Source organism: Sphingopyxis sp. (genome assembly GCF_051861155.1).
In the GTDB taxonomy this organism is placed as follows: Bacteria; Pseudomonadota; Alphaproteobacteria; order Sphingomonadales; family Sphingomonadaceae; genus Sphingopyxis.
On the sequence record NZ_JBHYDE010000008.1, the window covers coordinates 62,794 to 78,622 of the forward strand.

22 protein-coding genes are annotated in these 15,829 nt (G+C 65.8%); 6 read left to right on the top strand and 16 right to left on the bottom strand.

Features of this window, described 5'->3' with window-relative positions; all coding sequences use genetic code 11:
* Positions 1-7: 7 nt before the first annotated feature.
* Complete coding sequence (gene murJ / locus ACTIFP_RS14655; protein WP_439569445.1) at positions 8-1,585, bottom strand: murein biosynthesis integral membrane protein MurJ; 1,578 nt, start codon at positions 1,583-1,585, stop codon at positions 8-10.
* A gap of 27 nt (positions 1,586-1,612) precedes the next feature.
* A complete protein-coding gene (gene secB, locus ACTIFP_RS14660; protein WP_439569446.1) occupies positions 1,613-2,131 on the bottom strand; it encodes a protein-export chaperone SecB in 519 nt (172 codons plus the stop codon).
* A 247-nt stretch (positions 2,132-2,378) separates the two neighbouring features.
* Between secB and ACTIFP_RS14665 the strand changes: the two genes are divergently transcribed.
* The 3 genes from ACTIFP_RS14665 to ACTIFP_RS14675 are packed head-to-tail and all read left to right on the top strand — an operon-like array spanning position 2,379 to position 4,967.
* Positions 2,379-3,047, top strand: a complete 669-nt coding sequence (locus tag ACTIFP_RS14665; protein ID WP_439569447.1) for a Tim44/TimA family putative adaptor protein — start codon at positions 2,379-2,381, stop codon at positions 3,045-3,047.
* Between the two features lie 5 nt (positions 3,048-3,052).
* Positions 3,053-4,381 carry a murein transglycosylase A gene (gene mltA / locus ACTIFP_RS14670; protein WP_439569448.1) on the top strand — a complete coding sequence of 443 codons (1,329 nt, stop codon included), beginning with the start codon at positions 3,053-3,055 and terminating at the stop codon, positions 4,379-4,381.
* Positions 4,382-4,388: 7 nt separating this feature from the next.
* Complete coding sequence (locus tag ACTIFP_RS14675; RefSeq protein ID WP_439569449.1) at positions 4,389-4,967, top strand: Smr/MutS family protein; 579 nt, start codon at positions 4,389-4,391, stop codon at positions 4,965-4,967.
* On the opposite strand, the gene dapE is transcribed toward ACTIFP_RS14675, so the two are convergent.
* On the bottom strand, positions 4,964-6,097 hold the full coding sequence (gene dapE / locus ACTIFP_RS14680; protein ID WP_439569450.1) for a succinyl-diaminopimelate desuccinylase: 1,134 nt from the start codon (positions 6,095-6,097) through the stop codon (positions 4,964-4,966). The two genes, ACTIFP_RS14675 and dapE, sit on opposite strands and share 4 nt — an antisense overlap.
* A gap of 97 nt (positions 6,098-6,194) precedes the next feature.
* On the opposite strand from dapE, the gene ACTIFP_RS14685 reads away from it, so the two are divergent.
* Complete coding sequence (locus tag ACTIFP_RS14685) at positions 6,195-6,662, top strand: cupin domain-containing protein (RefSeq protein ID WP_439569451.1); 468 nt, start codon at positions 6,195-6,197, stop codon at positions 6,660-6,662.
* A 54-nt stretch (positions 6,663-6,716) separates the two neighbouring features.
* Entirely contained in the window at positions 6,717-7,274 is a 558-nt protein-coding gene (locus ACTIFP_RS14690; RefSeq protein ID WP_439569452.1) for a DUF3885 domain-containing protein, read from the top strand.
* Between the two features lie 36 nt (positions 7,275-7,310).
* On the opposite strand, the gene ACTIFP_RS14695 is transcribed toward ACTIFP_RS14690, so the two are convergent.
* The 7 genes from ACTIFP_RS14695 to ACTIFP_RS14725 all read right to left on the bottom strand — a co-directional run bounded on the left by ACTIFP_RS14695 (position 7,311) and on the right by ACTIFP_RS14725 (position 11,719).
* Positions 7,311-7,982, bottom strand: a complete 672-nt coding sequence (locus ACTIFP_RS14695; RefSeq protein WP_439569453.1) for a glutathione S-transferase family protein — start codon at positions 7,980-7,982, stop codon at positions 7,311-7,313.
* A gap of 128 nt (positions 7,983-8,110) precedes the next feature.
* The gene (yihA, locus tag ACTIFP_RS14700; protein ID WP_439569563.1) at positions 8,111-8,755 is read right to left on the bottom strand and encodes a ribosome biogenesis GTP-binding protein YihA/YsxC; all 645 of its coding nucleotides are present in this window, start codon (positions 8,753-8,755) and stop codon (positions 8,111-8,113) included.
* An 11-nt stretch (positions 8,756-8,766) separates the two neighbouring features.
* Positions 8,767-10,521, bottom strand: coding sequence for a membrane protein insertase YidC (gene yidC / locus ACTIFP_RS14705; protein WP_439569454.1), 1,755 nt, complete (start codon positions 10,519-10,521; stop codon positions 8,767-8,769).
* A 55-nt stretch (positions 10,522-10,576) separates the two neighbouring features.
* Complete coding sequence (gene yidD, locus ACTIFP_RS14710; RefSeq protein WP_439569455.1) at positions 10,577-10,789, bottom strand: membrane protein insertion efficiency factor YidD; 213 nt, start codon at positions 10,787-10,789, stop codon at positions 10,577-10,579.
* The gene (rnpA, locus tag ACTIFP_RS14715; RefSeq protein WP_439569456.1) at positions 10,786-11,151 is read right to left on the bottom strand and encodes a ribonuclease P protein component; all 366 of its coding nucleotides are present in this window, start codon (positions 11,149-11,151) and stop codon (positions 10,786-10,788) included. The genes yidD and rnpA overlap by 4 nt, the downstream gene beginning before the upstream one ends.
* A 20-nt stretch (positions 11,152-11,171) precedes the next feature.
* Positions 11,172-11,306 carry a 50S ribosomal protein L34 gene (gene rpmH / locus ACTIFP_RS14720; protein WP_037517054.1) on the bottom strand — a complete coding sequence of 45 codons (135 nt, stop codon included), beginning with the start codon at positions 11,304-11,306 and terminating at the stop codon, positions 11,172-11,174.
* 101 nt (positions 11,307-11,407) lie between these two features.
* The gene (locus ACTIFP_RS14725; RefSeq protein ID WP_439569457.1) at positions 11,408-11,719 is read right to left on the bottom strand and encodes a hypothetical protein; all 312 of its coding nucleotides are present in this window, start codon (positions 11,717-11,719) and stop codon (positions 11,408-11,410) included.
* A 209-nt stretch (positions 11,720-11,928) separates the two neighbouring features.
* Between ACTIFP_RS14725 and ACTIFP_RS14730 the strand changes: the two genes are divergently transcribed.
* Positions 11,929-12,063, top strand: a complete 135-nt coding sequence (locus ACTIFP_RS14730; protein ID WP_293699368.1) for an entericidin EcnA/B family protein — start codon at positions 11,929-11,931, stop codon at positions 12,061-12,063.
* A 27-nt stretch (positions 12,064-12,090) separates the two neighbouring features.
* Here ACTIFP_RS14730 and ACTIFP_RS14735 read toward each other — a convergent pair whose 3' ends face one another.
* From ACTIFP_RS14735 to ACTIFP_RS14760, 6 genes are all read right to left on the bottom strand, one after another.
* Positions 12,091-12,879: an alpha/beta hydrolase gene (locus ACTIFP_RS14735; protein ID WP_439569458.1), complete on the bottom strand. Its 789-nt coding sequence runs from the start codon at positions 12,877-12,879 to the stop codon at positions 12,091-12,093.
* A gap of 87 nt (positions 12,880-12,966) precedes the next feature.
* A complete protein-coding gene (locus tag ACTIFP_RS14740; protein ID WP_439569459.1) occupies positions 12,967-13,620 on the bottom strand; it encodes a glutathione S-transferase family protein in 654 nt (217 codons plus the stop codon).
* 4 nt (positions 13,621-13,624) lie between these two features.
* Positions 13,625-14,107: a VOC family protein gene (locus tag ACTIFP_RS14745; RefSeq protein WP_439569460.1), complete on the bottom strand. Its 483-nt coding sequence runs from the start codon at positions 14,105-14,107 to the stop codon at positions 13,625-13,627.
* A gap of 25 nt (positions 14,108-14,132) precedes the next feature.
* Positions 14,133-14,930 carry a VOC family protein gene (locus tag ACTIFP_RS14750; protein ID WP_439569461.1) on the bottom strand — a complete coding sequence of 266 codons (798 nt, stop codon included), beginning with the start codon at positions 14,928-14,930 and terminating at the stop codon, positions 14,133-14,135.
* Between the two features lie 34 nt (positions 14,931-14,964).
* A complete protein-coding gene (locus tag ACTIFP_RS14755; protein ID WP_439569462.1) occupies positions 14,965-15,264 on the bottom strand; it encodes a DUF6958 family protein in 300 nt (99 codons plus the stop codon).
* Complete coding sequence (locus ACTIFP_RS14760) at positions 15,261-15,821, bottom strand: GFA family protein (protein ID WP_439569463.1); 561 nt, start codon at positions 15,819-15,821, stop codon at positions 15,261-15,263. The genes ACTIFP_RS14755 and ACTIFP_RS14760 overlap by 4 nt, the downstream gene beginning before the upstream one ends.
* Positions 15,822-15,829 lie beyond the last annotated feature (8 nt).

Below are 15,829 nucleotides of genomic sequence, written 5' to 3' on the forward strand. Positions count from 1 at the left end.
TGTCCTGTTAGAGTGTGCGTCGGCGCAGCTGGCCGACGGTGTCGCGATTGACCACGCCGAACAGCACGGCGCAACCAAAGAATATGACCGCGCCCAGACCGACGATCGCGCCCAGCGCGGCGATGCGTTCGAACGCCCCGCCGACAAAGGCGTCCCCGGCCAGCGGGATCGCAAAATGCAGCGCCGCCGCCATCGCCGCGGCGGCCAGCACGATGCGCGCGATCCGGCTGGCGACGCGCCCGGTCAGGTGGAACGATCCGCTGCGGTGCAGGATCGCATAGAGCATCGCGACATTGCACCACGCCGCGATCGACCCCGCCAGCGCCAACCCGACGATGCCCAGCGACGGGATCAGCGCGAGGTTGAGGCCGACGTTGATCAGCAGCGAAATCGCCGCGGTCCACACCGGGGTGCGCGTGTCCTTGCGCGCGAAGAAATTGGGGACCAGCACCTTGACCAGCACATAGGCGGGCAGCCCGACGACCAGCCCGCCGACCACCGCACCGGTCGCCAGCCCGTCGGCCAGGCTGTACTGACCGCCCACGTAAAAGGCGCTGGTGATCGCGGGACCGGCGACGAACAGCGCGACCGCCGCGGGGACGGTCAGCAGCATCGCCAGTTCGACGGCGTTGCTTTGCAGGCGAAAGGCGCCGTCGCGGTCGTCCTGCGCCACAAAGCGCGACAAGGCGGGCAGGATTGCGGTGCCAAGCGCGATACCGATGATGCCAAGCGGCAACTGGTTCAGGCGGTCGGCCATCGCCAGATAGGTGATGCTCTTGTCGGGCAGCATCGCGATGAAGAACAGGTCGACGAAACGGCTGATCTGATAGACCCCGGCGCCGAACACCGCGGGCAGGATCAGCACCCCCATCTCGCGCACCCCCGCGGTCAGTCGCGGCCGGTGCAGCGCGGGCCGGAACCCCGATTTGCGCACCCAATAATAAAGCCAGATCAGCTGGAACAGCCCCGACAGCGAGACCGATATCGCCAGATACAGCCCGGTCGCCGCTTTCGCCTGCTCGCCGCCGTCGCCCGTCGCCATGCCGATCAGCAGCGCCGCGACCAGGCAGATGTTGAGCAGGATCGGCGCCGCCGCCGCCGCGGCAAAGCGCGACAGGCTGTTCAGGATCGCCGCGAACAGCGTCGCGACGCTCATGAACGCCAGATAGGGAAAGGCGATGCGCGCCATCGCGATCGTCAGGTCGAATTTTTCGCCGTCGGCGCGCAGTGCCTCGCTCGCGAACAGGTGCATGATCCACGGCATGACGATCAGCAGCAGCGCCGAAAAGACAATCAGGATCGGGATCAATACCGCGAGCACGGCGTCGGCAAAGGCGCGCGCTTCGCTGCGATCGCCGTCCTTGGTCATCCGCTGGTTGAACAGCGGGACAAAGGCCGCGGCAAAGGCGCCCTCGGCGAACAGGCGGCGAAAGATGTTGGGGAGCTGGAAGGCGAGCTGCCACGCATCGGCAATGCCGCCCGCGCCGAGGATGCGGCTGAGCAGCATGTCGCGCGCAAAACCGAAAATGCGGCTGACCATCGTCAGCCCGCCGATCGTCCCGACGCTCTTGACCAGGCTGCTCACCCCGTCAGCCCGCCCCGTTGATGGTGGTTACGCCTGGCCGACCGGCACGGCGTCGCCCAGCTGCCCCGCTTCGGCCTGCTGGACCTGCTGCATGAACAGGCCGTGGAAATCGATCGGTTCGAGCAGGAGCGGCGCAAAGCCGCCGTCGCGCACAGCATCGGCGACGACGCGGCGGGCAAAGGGGAACAGGATGCGCGGCGCTTCGGCCAGGAAAAACGGCTGCAACTGGTCTTCGGGGACGTTGCGGACGCCGAACAGGCCGGCATATTTCAGCTCGATCACGAACATCGTGCCCGCGTCAGCCTTCGATGTGACGTCGATCTTCAGCGACACTTCGAACAGATTGTCGCCGACGCTGTCGGCGGCGATGTTGAACTGGACGTCGATCTGCGGCGCTTCCTGCCACTGGTAAACCGCGGGTGCGTTCGGGTTTTCGAACGACAGGTCTTTGACATATTGCGAAATCAGGCCGATCGCCGGGCTCGTGTCTTCGCCATTGGGCTGCAGGGCGGGGTTGTTGATGTCGGCGCTGGTCTCGTCAGCCATGGTCTAATGCTTTCGCTCAAAAAAGATGAAACAGGTTCCGTGCCGGATCGCGGCGGACGGTTGCGGCGGCGCTTAGCAGCGCGCGGCAGCCAGCACAATGGGCGCGCCGCGGGGCGGCGGGCGCGGGAACCGGAGGGGCAAAAATTTGACCTGCCGCGACGCCGGGGCCATGGTGGTTTGAAACTTGGCCGTGCATCGCCTATGTATGGGTCAATATGTTTCCATTGCCCGCATTGGACTTTTGCCCGTGACTGCTTTTTCGATCGTCTTGCTCGCCATGATTGCCGCCTTCCTCGGCATGCGGCTGTATTCGGTGCTCGGCAAGCGCACCGGGCACGAGCAGGAACCCGTGCTGCCGCGCCGCGACGAGCGTGCCGCGCCGGCCCCGGTGCGGCTGGAAGACGGCGAAACGCCCCCGGCGCCGACCGGCCCTGCCGCCGACCCCTCGGGCCTGGTTTACGAACCCGCCGCCGAAATCGGGCTGCGCCAGCTGCTCGCGACCGACCGCAGCTTCGATGCCGGTCGCTTCATGGAAGGCGCCGAGGCAGCATATCGCATGATTTCAGAGGCCTATTGGACCGGCGACCGCGACACGCTGCGCGACCTGTGCGACGACGACAGCTACGAAGCCTTTGTCGAGGCGATCGAGGCGCGCGACGCGCGCGGCGAACGGCTCGACAACCGGCTGGTCGGCATCGATTCGGCCAAGATCACCGCGGTCGACCTCGACCGCAAGGAAGCGCGCATCACCGTGCGCTATCAGGCCGACATCAGCGCGGTCACCCGCGACGCCGATGGCAAGATGATCGCCGGGTCGATGAGCGACGCTTCGCGCACCGACGACCTGTGGACCTTCCGCCGCACCATCGGCAGCAGCGATCCCAACTGGCTGCTCGACGAAATCGAAGCAGCCTGACCGCGGTGCCGGCGATATTGACGTCCGGGACGCGCCGGACGCGCGCTTTCGGATTCAGCCTGCTCGCCGCTTTGCCGCTGCTCGCGGGCTGCGCGTCGGTGATCCCCGATTCGGGCAACCGGCCGGTCACCTCCGCGCCCGCGCCGACGCGGCCGACGACCGCACCGCGCCCCTATCAACCGCGCCCGTCGGAAAGTGGCGGCGTTGCGGCCAAACCGATCCCGGCCACCCCGCGCGCCGCGCTCCCCGCCGCTGCCGTCCCGGCGGACGCAACCACCGCCGCGGCCAGCGGGGTCATCGCCGGGCCCGATTTTGCCAGCCTTGGTGTGACTGCCGAACAGGCCGCAACCGCGCTCGCCGCGTTCCGGATCAGCTGTCCTTCGGTCCAGCGCCGCGCTGATGCCAGTGGGCTGACGCAAGGCACTGACTGGACCGAAAGCTGCAACGCTGCGAAGAACTGGTCCGACGCCGACGCTTCCGCCTTCTTCGCCCGCTATTTCGGCACCGTCCAGATCGGCGCCGGGACGGCGTTCGTCACCGGCTATTACGAACCCGAAATCGCCGGGTCGCGCACGAAGCGCGCGGGCTACGACGTCCCCATCTATCGCCGCCCCGCCGATCTGGTCGATGTCGATCTCGGCCAATTCTCCGACGAGCTGAAGGGCAAGAAGATCCGCGGCCGCGTCGATGGCGGCAATCTGGTGCAATATTACGACCGCGCGGCGATCGAAAGCGGCGCGCTCGAAGGCCGCGGGCTCGAAATCGCTTATGCCGCCGACGCCGCCGAATTCTTTTTCCTGCAAGTCCAGGGCTCGGGACGCCTGCGCCTGCCCGATGGCGGCATCATGCGGATCGGTTATGATACGCAGAATGGCCGCGGCTATGTCGGCATCGGCAAGCTCTTGCTCGACCGCGGCGAATTGCAGCGCGGGCAGGCGTCGATGCAGGGCATCCTCGACTATCTGCGCGCCGACCCGAAACGCGGCGCCGCGGTGATGAACGAGAATCCCAGCTGGGTGTTTTTCCGCGAACTGACCGGCCCCGGCCCGCTCGGCGCCATGGGTCTGCCGGTGACCGGCCGCGCCAGCGTCGCCGCCGATCCCAAATATGTGCCGCTCGGCGCCCCCCTGATCCTCTCGCTCGACCGCGCCGAACCCAATGGGCTGTGGATCGCGCAGGACACCGGCGGCGCGATCAAGGGCGCCAACCGCTTCGACAGCTTCTGGGGTGCGGGCGAAGACGCGCGCGCGATCGCCGGCGGCATGGCGGCGCGCGGTTCGGCGCTGCTGCTGCTGCCGCGCGCCAGCATCGCGCGGCTGCTCCCGGCGCGCTGACGCCGCCATGGCGCGGCGGCTCGATCCCGACGAAAGCGCGCTGTGGAAAAAGGTCGCGGCGACCGTGAAGCCGCTGCCGAAAGCAAAAGCCCCGCTCGCCCCCACGGCCCCACCGACGATCCGCCCGCCGCTGCCGACCCCACGCAGCACCGCGCCGCGCGCCGCGCCTGCTCCGCGGCCTTCCGCGCCATTGCCGCCGCCACGCCGCACGCACAGCGCCGCAACGCTCGACGGTCATTGGGATCGCCGCCTGCGCAAGGGATTGGTGCGCCCCGACCTTAGCATCGACCTCCACGGGCATACGCTGGCATCGGCGCAGGCGTTGCTCGACGACGCGATCATCCGCGCGCTGATCCGCGGCGCGCGCGTGCTGCTCGTCGTTGCCGGGCGCCTCCGCCCCGGCGCCGACCGCCTGCCGCAAATGCACGGCGACCCCCGCCCGCGCGGCGCGATTCGCGCGTCACTCCCCGACTGGCTCGCCACTTCGCCGCACGCCGACCAGATCGTCGCGCTGCGCCCCGCGCATATCAGCCACGGCGGCGCGGGCGCGGTCTATGTCATCCTGCGGCGGAGCCGCGAGGATTAGAGAAAGGCGCGCATCAGGATCCCGCGGTAAATCGCGGTCAGCTTGTGCAGATCCGCGACCGCCACCGCTTCATCCAGCTTGTGCATCGTCGCGTTGGTCAGCCCGAATTCGACCACCGGGCATAGCGCGTGCAGGAACCGGGCGTCCGACGTACCGCCGGTCGTCGACATCTCCGCCACCACATCGGTTTCGGCATGGATCGCCTCGGCGACCAGCCCCGACAATTCGCCCGGCGGGGTCAGGAACGCCTCACCCGAAATCTTGCCCAGCACTTTCGCGGCGGGCTCCACCTCATGCGCAATACGCTCGATCATCGCCACCAGATCGGCGCCGCGGTACTGGTCGTTGAAGCGGATCGACAGCCGCGCGCGGGCCGACGCGGGGATGACGTTGGTCGCGCCATTGCCGACCTCGATGTCGGTGAATTCGATATTCGACGGCTGGAACCAGTCGTTCCCTTCGTCGAGCACCACCGCATCGATCGCCGCCAAAATCTTGACCAGCTTGGGGATCGGATTGTCGGCGAGGTGCGGATAGGCGACATGCCCCTGCGTCCCCGGCACGTCGATCCAGATATTCACCGACCCGCGCCGCCCGATCTTCACCATGTCGCCCAGCCGGTTGACCGACGTCGGTTCGCCGACGACGATCATGTCGGGCGCGATCCCGCGCCCCGCCATATGCTCCATCAGCGCGCGGGTGCCGAAGATCGCCGGGCCTTCCTCGTCGCCGGTGATGATCAGGCTGATCGTCCCGGCATCGACCGGGGTCGCGGCGGCGGCGGCGGCGAACGCCGCGATCGACCCTTTCATATCGACCGCGCCGCGCCCGTAGAGCAGCTCGCCGCGGATCTCGGGGGCAAAGGCGTCGCCGGTCCAGCCCACCCCCGGCGGCACGACGTCGAGGTGCCCGGCAAAGCCGAAATGAACAGGTCCGCTGCCCCGCCGCACCGCGAGCAGGTTCTCGACCGGCCCGTCGGGCTCGATCCCGTCGATAAAGCGCTCGACGGTAAAGCCCAGCGGGATGAGTGCGGCCTCCAGCACGTCGAACACCGCGCCGGTGGCGGGGGTGATGCTCGGCGCGGCGATCAGCGCCTGGGCCAGTTCGACGGGGTCGACTTCATGGGTCATGGCCACCCCCTTACCCCCTCGCGCCGCAGCAAGTCGAGGCTTTGCATCGCGGCGGCTTTGTGCGAAACAAAGGCGGAACAAATCCGCGAGGACTGCCATGCCCAAACTCGACCTTGCCGCTATCCCGCAAACCAACACCACCGGTTACCCCGCGCCCTATGACGCGCCGGTCCAGGGCCGCTGGTACCGCCGCCTTGCCCCCGCGACCGGCCTCAGCGATTTCGCCGCCAGCCATGTCGTGCTGAAACCCGGCGCCTGGTCGTCGCAGCGCCACTGGCACGACGGCGAGGATGAGATGCTGGTGATGATTTCGGGCGCGGCGGTGCTGATCGAGGATGACGGCCGCCACGCCATGCGGCCCGGCGACATCGCGGTGTGGCCCAAGGGCAGCACCAACGGCCATCACCTGGTCAATGAATCCGACGCCGACTGCGTGTTCGTGGCGCTGGGCGGCGGCAAGAAATATGACACCGGCGGTGGGTATTCGGACATCGACATGCTGTTCGGGCCGGAGGGCTATTTCCACAAGGACGGGACTCCATACCCGACGGCGCGGATTCCGTGAGCGGGTGAGGTAATTTGGGGTGGGGTGCAGACGCGAGGAGCGGTAGTGAGATTTATGGATAATGATACTTCGCTATTAGCTCGCTCGTTTCTGGCGGATTGGTCAAGGCATCACGACGGCCGACAGCCCATGGGCTGGGTGTTGAGGGATCACGGTCCACCCGCCTGGATCCGCTTTCATGCGTTGCCGGAATCTAAGCGTTATGCAGAAACTGAAGATGAAATGGCCATTATTCTTGCACGGGCAAACACTCTGGCAAACGAACTCTTGGGGTCGGAATCGGATTGTTGGGTAATATGCGCGAGATCAGATGAAATCGTAGGTTCTGGAGATTTTGCATGGTCGTGGATTGAAGATGCCTCGGATCCATATGATGCTGTATGGCGCTACTACGTTAGAAAAGATATTTGGAAGGAAGGTAGGTACGATAAAGCTATTACTGAAATTGCTAATGATGCGCCGTATTGCTTTATTTTGTTTGCTCCCGAAAGTGGTCGAGTTTTTGCACCTTATGATGGCGGTTTCGACCTATTCGCTGAATCGCTCGATGCCATAGAAAATCTTATACTGAAGCATTCAGATTGGCTTTCAGATCGAGAGGACGGATTATAGGTTAACGTCCGCAACCGGTCGAACGTCAACGCTTGGCTACCCCACCCCCGGCCCCTCGAACTTCTCGATCACCCAATCCTCGGCCTGCGCGCCGCCGATCCATTCCTGCATGCACGGATGGCTGATCACCGCCTGCATATAGGCGAGCGCAAAAGGCGGCAGCGGGATCGAGTAAGTGATGAAGCGGGTGACCACCGGCGCGAACATCATGTCGGCGGCCGACCAGTCGCCGAACAGAAAATCGCCTTCGCCGCCGAACCGCGCCCGCGCCTCGGCCCAGATTTGCAGGATGCGCACGACATCGGCCTGCACTTCGGGCAGCAGCGGCGCGGCGGGATAGATGCGGCGGATGTTCATGCTGTGGCCCCGGCGCAGCGCCGCAAAGCTCGAGTGCATTTCGGCCGCCATCGACCGTGCCATCGCGCGCGCCGCCATGTCGTCCGGCCAATAGCCGCGCGTGCCGCCGGTCTTTTCGTTGAGGTAATCGATGATCGCCAGGCTGTCCCACACGACGATGTCGTCGCCGTCCCACAGGATCGGCACCTTGCCGCCCGACGGCGCGAATTCGTCGCCTTCGCGCCGGTTCGACCAATCCTCGTCATACAGCGGGACGGTGACTTCGGCGAAGGGCAGGCCGCTGTGCTTGGCCGCCAGCCAGCCGCGCAGGCTCCAGCTCGAATAGGCCTTGTTGCCGATGAACAGTTTCATGGGGTCTCCAAGTCCCCCTCCCGCTTGCGGGAGGGGTTAGGGGAGGGCCTGTTCTGGCCCGACATCCTATTCACATGCCCTCCCCCGACCCCTCCCGCAAGCGGGAGGGGAGAGGAAAGAGCGAGAAATTAAACCTCCACCGCCTCCAGCACCGCGGTGCGCAGTTCGGCGATCCCCAGACCCTTTTCGCTGCTCGTCGCGATCACCTGCGGATGCGCGGCGGCGTGCTTGCGTGCCTCGGCCTCGGTCGCGGCATGGACCGCGGCGAGTTCGGTCGCCTTGATCTTGTCGGCCTTGGTCAGCACCAGGCGATAGCTGACCGCGGCAGTGTCGAGCATTTCGAGGATGTCGCGGTCGACGTCCTTGATCCCGTGGCGGCTGTCGATCAGCACCAAAGTGCGCTTCAGCACCTGCCGTCCGCGCAGGTAATCGTTGATCAGGAACCGCCATTTTTTGACGACATCCTTCGGCGCCTTGGCAAAGCCGTAACCGGGCATGTCGACCAGCCGGAACACCAGCGGCTCCCCGACGTCGAAATAATTGAGCTCCTGCGTCCGCCCCGGGGTCACCGAAGTACGCGCGAGGCTGTTACGGTTGGTCAGCGCGTTGAGCAGCGACGATTTGCCGACGTTCGAGCGACCGGCAAAGGCGATTTCGGGCATGCTCGGGCTGGGCAGATGCTCGAGCGCCGGGGCCGACTTCAGAAACGCGATCGGCCCCGAAAACAGCTTGCGCGCGCGCTCGGCGCGTTCCGGATCGGCGCCCGGTTCCATGTCGGTCTCGCTCACGTCGCGACTTGCGCCTTCAGCGCCGGGAATTTGCGGTACATCCACTGCTGCTGGCCGATCGACAGGATATTGTTGGTGATCCAGTACAGCAGCAGGCCCGCCGCGAACGGCGCCATGATGAACATGAACAGCCACGGCATGATCTTGAACACCTGTTGCTGGACGGGGTCGGTCGCCTGCGGGTTCAGGCGGAACTGAAGCCACATGGTGATGCCCAGGATCACCGCGAGGACGCCGATCGCCAGGATCGACGGCGGGGTAAAGGGCAGCAGCCCGAACAGATTGAGGATATGCAGCGGATCGGGCGCCGACAGATCCTTGATCCACAGGATGAACGGCTGGTGGCGCATTTCGATCGCCAGCATCAGCACCTTGTACAGCGCGTAAAAGATCGGGATCTGGATCAGGATCGGCAGGCAGCCGGCGAGCGGATTGATCTTTTCGTCCTTGTATAGCTTCATCAGCTCCTGCTGCATCTTGGGCTTGTCGTCCTTGAAGCGTTCCTGCAGCGCCTTCATCTTCGGCTGGACGACGCGCATCTGCGCCATCGAGGAGAATTGCCGGTTGGCGATCGGGAACATCAGCAGGCGGATGATCAGGGTCAGCGCCATGATCGCCAGCCCGAAATTGCCCACCTGCAGGAACAGCCAGTGCAGCAGCTTGAAGATCGGCACCTCGAAAAATTCGAACCAGCCCCAATCGATCGCGTTCGACAGGCGGGTGATGCCCTGATCGTCCTGATAGGTTTCCAGGATCTCGACTTCCTTGGCCCCGGCAAAGATGCGGCTGGTGGTGCTCAGCTGCTGGCCGGGCGCGACCTGCGAAAAATCGCGTGCGAACAGCGTCTGGTAATTGTTGGCGGCGGGCGAGCTGATCGCCGCGGTGACGCGCTCGCCCTTGGCCGGGACGATCGCGGCGAGCCAATATTTGTCGGTAAAGCCCAGCCAGCCCGCCGAATTATAGCGCACCGTGCGGTTTGCGGCTTCCTCGACATCGTCATAATCGGTGTCGAACACCGACTTGCCGTCGAGGTATCCGGTCGGGCCGACATGGATCGTCCAGCTATCGACCTCGTGCGGGTCGGTCGGTTTGCCGAGGCGGTCGATCAGCGCGAAGCTGCTCGCACTCACCGGCGCGGTGCCGGTGTTGGCGATCGTCTGCTTCGCGGTGATCAGATAATTGGCGTCGATGCTGTATTCGATACGGAACGTCTGCCCGGTGGGGTTGGCCCAGCTCAGCGTCACCGGCGTCGTCGGGGTCAGCTTGCTGCCGCTCGCGGTCCACAGGGTGCTGGCGTTCGGCACCGCGATGCCCTGCGCCGACCAGCCGATGCTGGCGAAATAGGCGGCCTTGGTGCCGCCCGGCGCGAACAGGCGAACGGGCGGCGAATCCTTTTGGATCGTCTGGCGATATTTGGTCAGCGTGATGTCGTCGATGCGCGCGCCGACCAGGTTGATCGATCCCGCCAGCGCCGGGGTTTCGATCGGCACCCGGTTGCCCTCGGCCAGCGCCGCCTCGACCGGGCGGATCGCCTGCGCCGCGGGGGCCACGGGGGCGGTCGCGGTCGGCAGCGCGCTCGGCTGGCCCTGCGCCGCCGGGGTTGTCGTCGGCGTCCCGTTGGCCCCCGCGACGGTCGTCGTCACGTCGGGCTTGGCGGGGGTCGGGAAAAATTGCGCCGAGACGAAGTTCCAGCCCAGCAGGATGGCCACCGACAATAAAATTGCCGCGATCAGGTTACGCTTGTCGTCCACGCTGCTTGGTCTCTCTTCGTCTCAAAATGTCGGGGAATGATGCTTCGGCGGGAACCTAAGGCACCGGGTCGTGGCCGTGGCCGCCCCAAGGATGGCAGCGCAATAGCCGCTTTGTCGCGAGCCAGCCACCCTTGATCGCACCATGACGTTGCAAGGCGGTGATCGCATAGGCGCTGCACGACGGCGAATAGCGGCACGTCGGCGGCAGGATGCGCGACGGCCCCAACTGCCAGGCGCGCGCGATCAGGATGAGCAGCTTGGCGATCATGTCGGCGGCGTCGTTTTTGGCGCCAATTTCTTCGCCGCGCGCTGCAAGGCCGAATCGAGTTGCTCGCCCAGTTCGGCAAAGACGATGTCGTTGCCGCCGGGGCGCCCGATCAGCACATGGTCGGCGCCCGCGATCCCCGATTCGGGCAGCGCGGCGCGGCACAGCGCCCGCAGCCGGCGCTTCATCCGGTTGCGGGTGACGGCATTGCCGACTTTTTTGCTGACGGTGTAACCGATGCCCATCGCGCTATCATCGTCGGCGCGGGCGCGGACGAGCAGGACAAAGCCGGGCATGGGAAAGCGAAGGCCGCGGTTGGCGGCCAGGAATTCGCTGCGTTTTGAAAGCGTTCGCACCAGTTTCACTGGCGCAGAAGCGTCAGCGATCAGGCCGACAGCTTCTTGCGGCCCTGGGCGCGGCGGTTGGCCAGAACCTTGCGGCCACCAACCGTTGCCTTGCGGGCGCGGAAGCCGTGGCGACGGGCGCGCACGAGGTTGCTCGGTTGAAAGGTACGCTTCATCGCGGTTGTCCCTAAATCTCTTGCAAGGCTTTAACAGAAAAGGGCCGCCAAACGTGGGCGGCCACTGATGGAGGCGCGGATAAGCGAGAGTCGGTGCAAAGTCAATCGGCATTGGCACGGTTTTCCAGCGCTTCACGCGCGCGTCGCCGCGCCGCACTGGTCCGCCGCATCACCCGGTCGGTCCATCCGGCATAGCGCGGGTGGCGCCATTTGAAGCGGACATAGATGCGCTTCGCCCACGCGCTGTTCTGCAGGCACAGCATCAACCCGACGGGGAACAGGATCAGAAAGCCGGGGCCGGGCAGCACCCCGATGATCGGGGAAATCAGGATCAGCAGCACGCCCAGCACGAACAGCGCCAGCCGGACCTGCGCGGTCGATCGCAATCGCTGGTAAAGGCTGCGTTTTGCCATGAAGGCCGATGTGGGGAGGAGGGCGCCGCGCGGCAAGACTAAAAGCTTTAGGGCGAGGCAGAGCCAGACCCCTTATTCACCCCGGCCCAGCGGTCTTTTGGAACGCTTCGGCCAGCGCGCCACCGACACAAAGGAACGATCCTTTCACACCACCGTTGCCGAAAGCATCGAAACTAGAGGGCGGTTCGCCCTTGTGTCGGAGAGAGAGAATGAAAAAGCTTCTGACGATTTTTGCGATCAGCGGGTCGATGTTGTTCCTGTCTGCGTGCAATACCGTTGATGGTGCAGCAAAGGATGTTGAATCGGTCGGCGACTGTGCCGATGGTGTCCAGGGCAACTGCTAAGCGCTGGGAGCGCCTGACCAATGATGATCAGTTGAGCGCAACAAACCGCGCCATATCGTCGCGGGTTAGGTAGCGCACCTCGTCGAATGGAGTGTTGTTGGTCAGCGCGTAAAAGGCGCGCGCTTTTGCGTCGTCCATTCCCATTTCGCGGTAATATCCCAGATATTCGGCGTGGACCGGGTCGCTCGCGGCATAGTCATTCGCCTCGCGCCCGGTATCGTCGGCCCAGCTATGGACGCCGAATTCGGCATCCGCAGCGGCGCGGCGGGTGCTGCCTGCGAGCCACAGCTCGACCGCACCCGACCGCACCGAACCGCCACTCGGGACGACGGTTTCCATGCCCGCGCGGCGGATCGCGCGCGCCAGGATCAGATTGGCTTCCTCGTCGAGGCTGCCGGGGCAATCGACCATTTCAAGCCGCTTGAGCCCGGGAAACGCCGCAAGCATCGCCGCGAACTGGCGCGGCGTCGCCGACGTGACGTCGCCCGCCATGCGGACGGTGGTCGCGTCGATCACCGCAAAGGGACCATAATGCGCCCTCGCCCGGCCCAGCGTCGCCAGCGCCGGGCTGGGCGCGTAGCGGCGTGTCGCCGCCAGGTCGGCGTCCTCGGCCAGCGCTTCGTCGCCCAGCAACGCGGCATCTTCGTCGATCGCCAGCTCATCGGCGTCGACCGCGTCCTCGCCCGTATCTTCCCAGGTCCAGCTGACCGTCGTGGTGACGGTAAAGCCCTGCTGCGCCTGCGCCGGCGCGAACGCCAGCACCGCCGCGCAAAGCGCGACGAACAGGGTGCGGACGAGGGGGATGGGCGAAGCCATGTCCCTGCCCTCGCGCACGCGCGCTTGCCAAATGGCAAAGCGGCAGCGTCAGCGCGCCGTTAACCCCGTTGCGGGACGCTTGTCCCCTCAGTCGCGGTCGGGGGCGCCGCCGGGGAAATAATGGCGATAGGGGCGGGCACCATCGACCGCGCGCGCGATCGACGGACGCGCGAGCAGCCGCGCGCGATAGCTGCGCAAATTCGCCAGTTCGGCCGGGATCTCGTGCACCCAGTCGGCGTAGAACAGCGACGGCGCGGCGGCGCAGTCGGCCAGCGTGAACCCATCCGCCGTCGCCCAGCCGCCGCCCGCCAATTGCGTGTCGAGCCAGCGATAGACGGTGTCGAGCGCCGCCCGGGCCTTGGTGACGATCATCGGCGCATGCCCCTCGGGCCCGCGAATGCGGTCGTTCACGATGTCCTGCATCACCGCCATCACATGCAGGTCGAACACACGGTCCAGCTGCCGCACCCGCAGCGCCGCGTCGGGATCCGCAGGAATCAGTCGCGGCTCGGGCTGCACCTGGTCGAGATATTCGATGATGATCGACGTTTCGAACAATGTCCGGTCGCCATCGACGAGCAGCGGAAATTTGCCCACCGGCCACAGCGCCTGCAATTGCTGACCATGCGCCGGAAATTCGGGATCAACATTGCGATAGTCGCAATCGATCCCCTTTTCGTCCAGCGCGATCTGCGCCTTCCAGCTGTAGGACGAAAAGGGGTGGGCATAGAGGATCAGCACCGGATCAGCCCTTCACCGCGGCCTCGATCGCGGCGATGTCGATCTTTTTCATCGTCATCATCGCCTCGAACGCGCGCTTGGCAGCGGCCTTGTCGGTGCCGGTCGTCGCGTCGAGCAGCACGCGCGGGGTGATCTGCCACGACACGCCCCATTTGTCCTTGCACCAGCCGCACACGCTTTCCTGCCCGCCGTCGCCGGTGATCGCGTCCCACAGCCGGTCGGTTTCCTCCTGCGTGTCGGTGTGGACCATGAACGAGAAGGATTCATTGTGCTTGAAGATCGGCGGGCCGTTCAGCCCGACGCACGGGGTGCCGAGCAGGGTGAATTCGACCGTCTGCACATCGCCTTCCTGGCCGCCCGGCGAATCGGCGGGGGCGCGGTGCACCGCGCCGACGTGCGTGTCGGCAAAGGTCTTGGCGTAAAAGGCCGCGGCTTCCTCGGCATCGCCCTCGTACCACAGGCACAGGGTCAGGGGGGTGTTCGTCATCGTCGCTCTCCTTGGGGGTGGGGCATCAGCTCTTGCGCGGGCCGACAAAGCCGATTGCGGCGCCCTGCGGATCGACCGCGTTCATCGCAAATTCGCCGCCGGGGATTTCCATCGGTTCGTTGGTGATCGTGCCGCCATTGGCGGTCACCGCGGCATGCGCGCGGTCGATGTCGTCGACGCCGATGTAGAAAGTCCACATCGGGACCGGATACCCCTCCATCAGCGGCATGACCGCCCCGATGCCGATCTCGCCGCGCTGAAAGAAGCGGTAGGCGCCCATCTCGCCCATCGCGATTTCGCCCTCCTGCCCCCAGCCGAAATGCTGTTTGTAGAATGCGATGGCGGCGTCGGGGTCGCTCGTCGCGAGCTCGTTCCAGCGCATATGCTGCGCTTCCGTGACCGAAAACACGTCGCTTTCCATGCCTTCCATGCCCGGCGGCGGGACCGGGTCCATGACATAAAGGGCGGCGCCCTGCGGGTCGGTGACCATCGCGATGCGGCCGACCGCAATGTCCATCGGACCCATCTGCACGGTGCCGCTGTCGGCCCTGATCGCATCGACCGCGGTATCGACGTCATCGACATTCAGATAACCGATCCAGATCGGCCGCGCGCCGCCCGCCAGCATGTCGGCGTCGAGCGCCAGCACGCCCCCCGCCTGGCCGCCGTCGCTGCGGCCGATCATGCGATAATCGACCCCGCCGGCGGTCTTGTCGCCATGGCTCGCGATCGTCCAGCCGACGACCGCGCCGTAAAAGGCCGCGGCGCCCAGCGGATCTGGGGTCATCAATTCATACCAGATGAAATTGGCGGGCTTGCTCATCGTCGCTCTCCTCGGAAAAAGGGAATGATTGGCGTCATATCCTGTACAGCCGCAGCGGTTTTCCCGGCACCCGCGCGATGATGCCGCGCGCCTCCAGGTCGAGCTGGACGCCTCTCAGCCACCAGCCGGCCTTGGCGCCGCCGGGGAACAAGGCCTCGGGCAGCCGCGGCAGCACCCCGGCCTTGATCTCGGCGACACTATGCCCCGGCGCGTCCGCCGGCACCACCGCCAGCATCGCGTCCTTCATCGCCTCATATTTGGCCTTGTCGACGCGCATGACATGGCCGGGGCTGATGATATTGCGCATCTCGACGCGCTCGATGTCCTGGCTCATTGCCCAAATCCTTTGGTCTTTTCGATCGGCGGGGCGCGAAAGCCCATCGCCGCCCAGGCGAGCAGCAGCCGCCACATGAATTTGCCCGACGGCGCGGTATAGTTCGGGATGTCGTCGGGCAGCTCGACCCCCGCGGGCCGATCGCCGACGATCGTCCGCATCTCGGGCGCCGGGCGCTCGGCGGCGGCGATCCGCGCGGCATAGACGCTCAGCCAATGGCCCTTGGTAAATTCCAGCGCGATCGGCGATCGGCAGCAGCGCGCGACGAACCGCCGCGTCGGCGATTCGGGGGTCAGCCGATGTTCGTCCAGCCGGCCCGATCCCGACAGCCATTCGAGCCGGTCCTTGCGCATCAGCACATAGGGCGTGCCGCCGTCGGCCCCGACCACCGCCGGGGCGTCGGAAAGCGCATCGAACGCCTGCCCCGCCTGCTGGCAGCTATGGCAGTAACAGGTCGCCGTCAGGATCGGCGAACCGATCATGGCCAGCGTCACCGCGCCGCATTGGCATGATGCGGTGCGGATGTCGGACTGTCCGTTCTTTGTCGTATCGGCCATGATGGGCA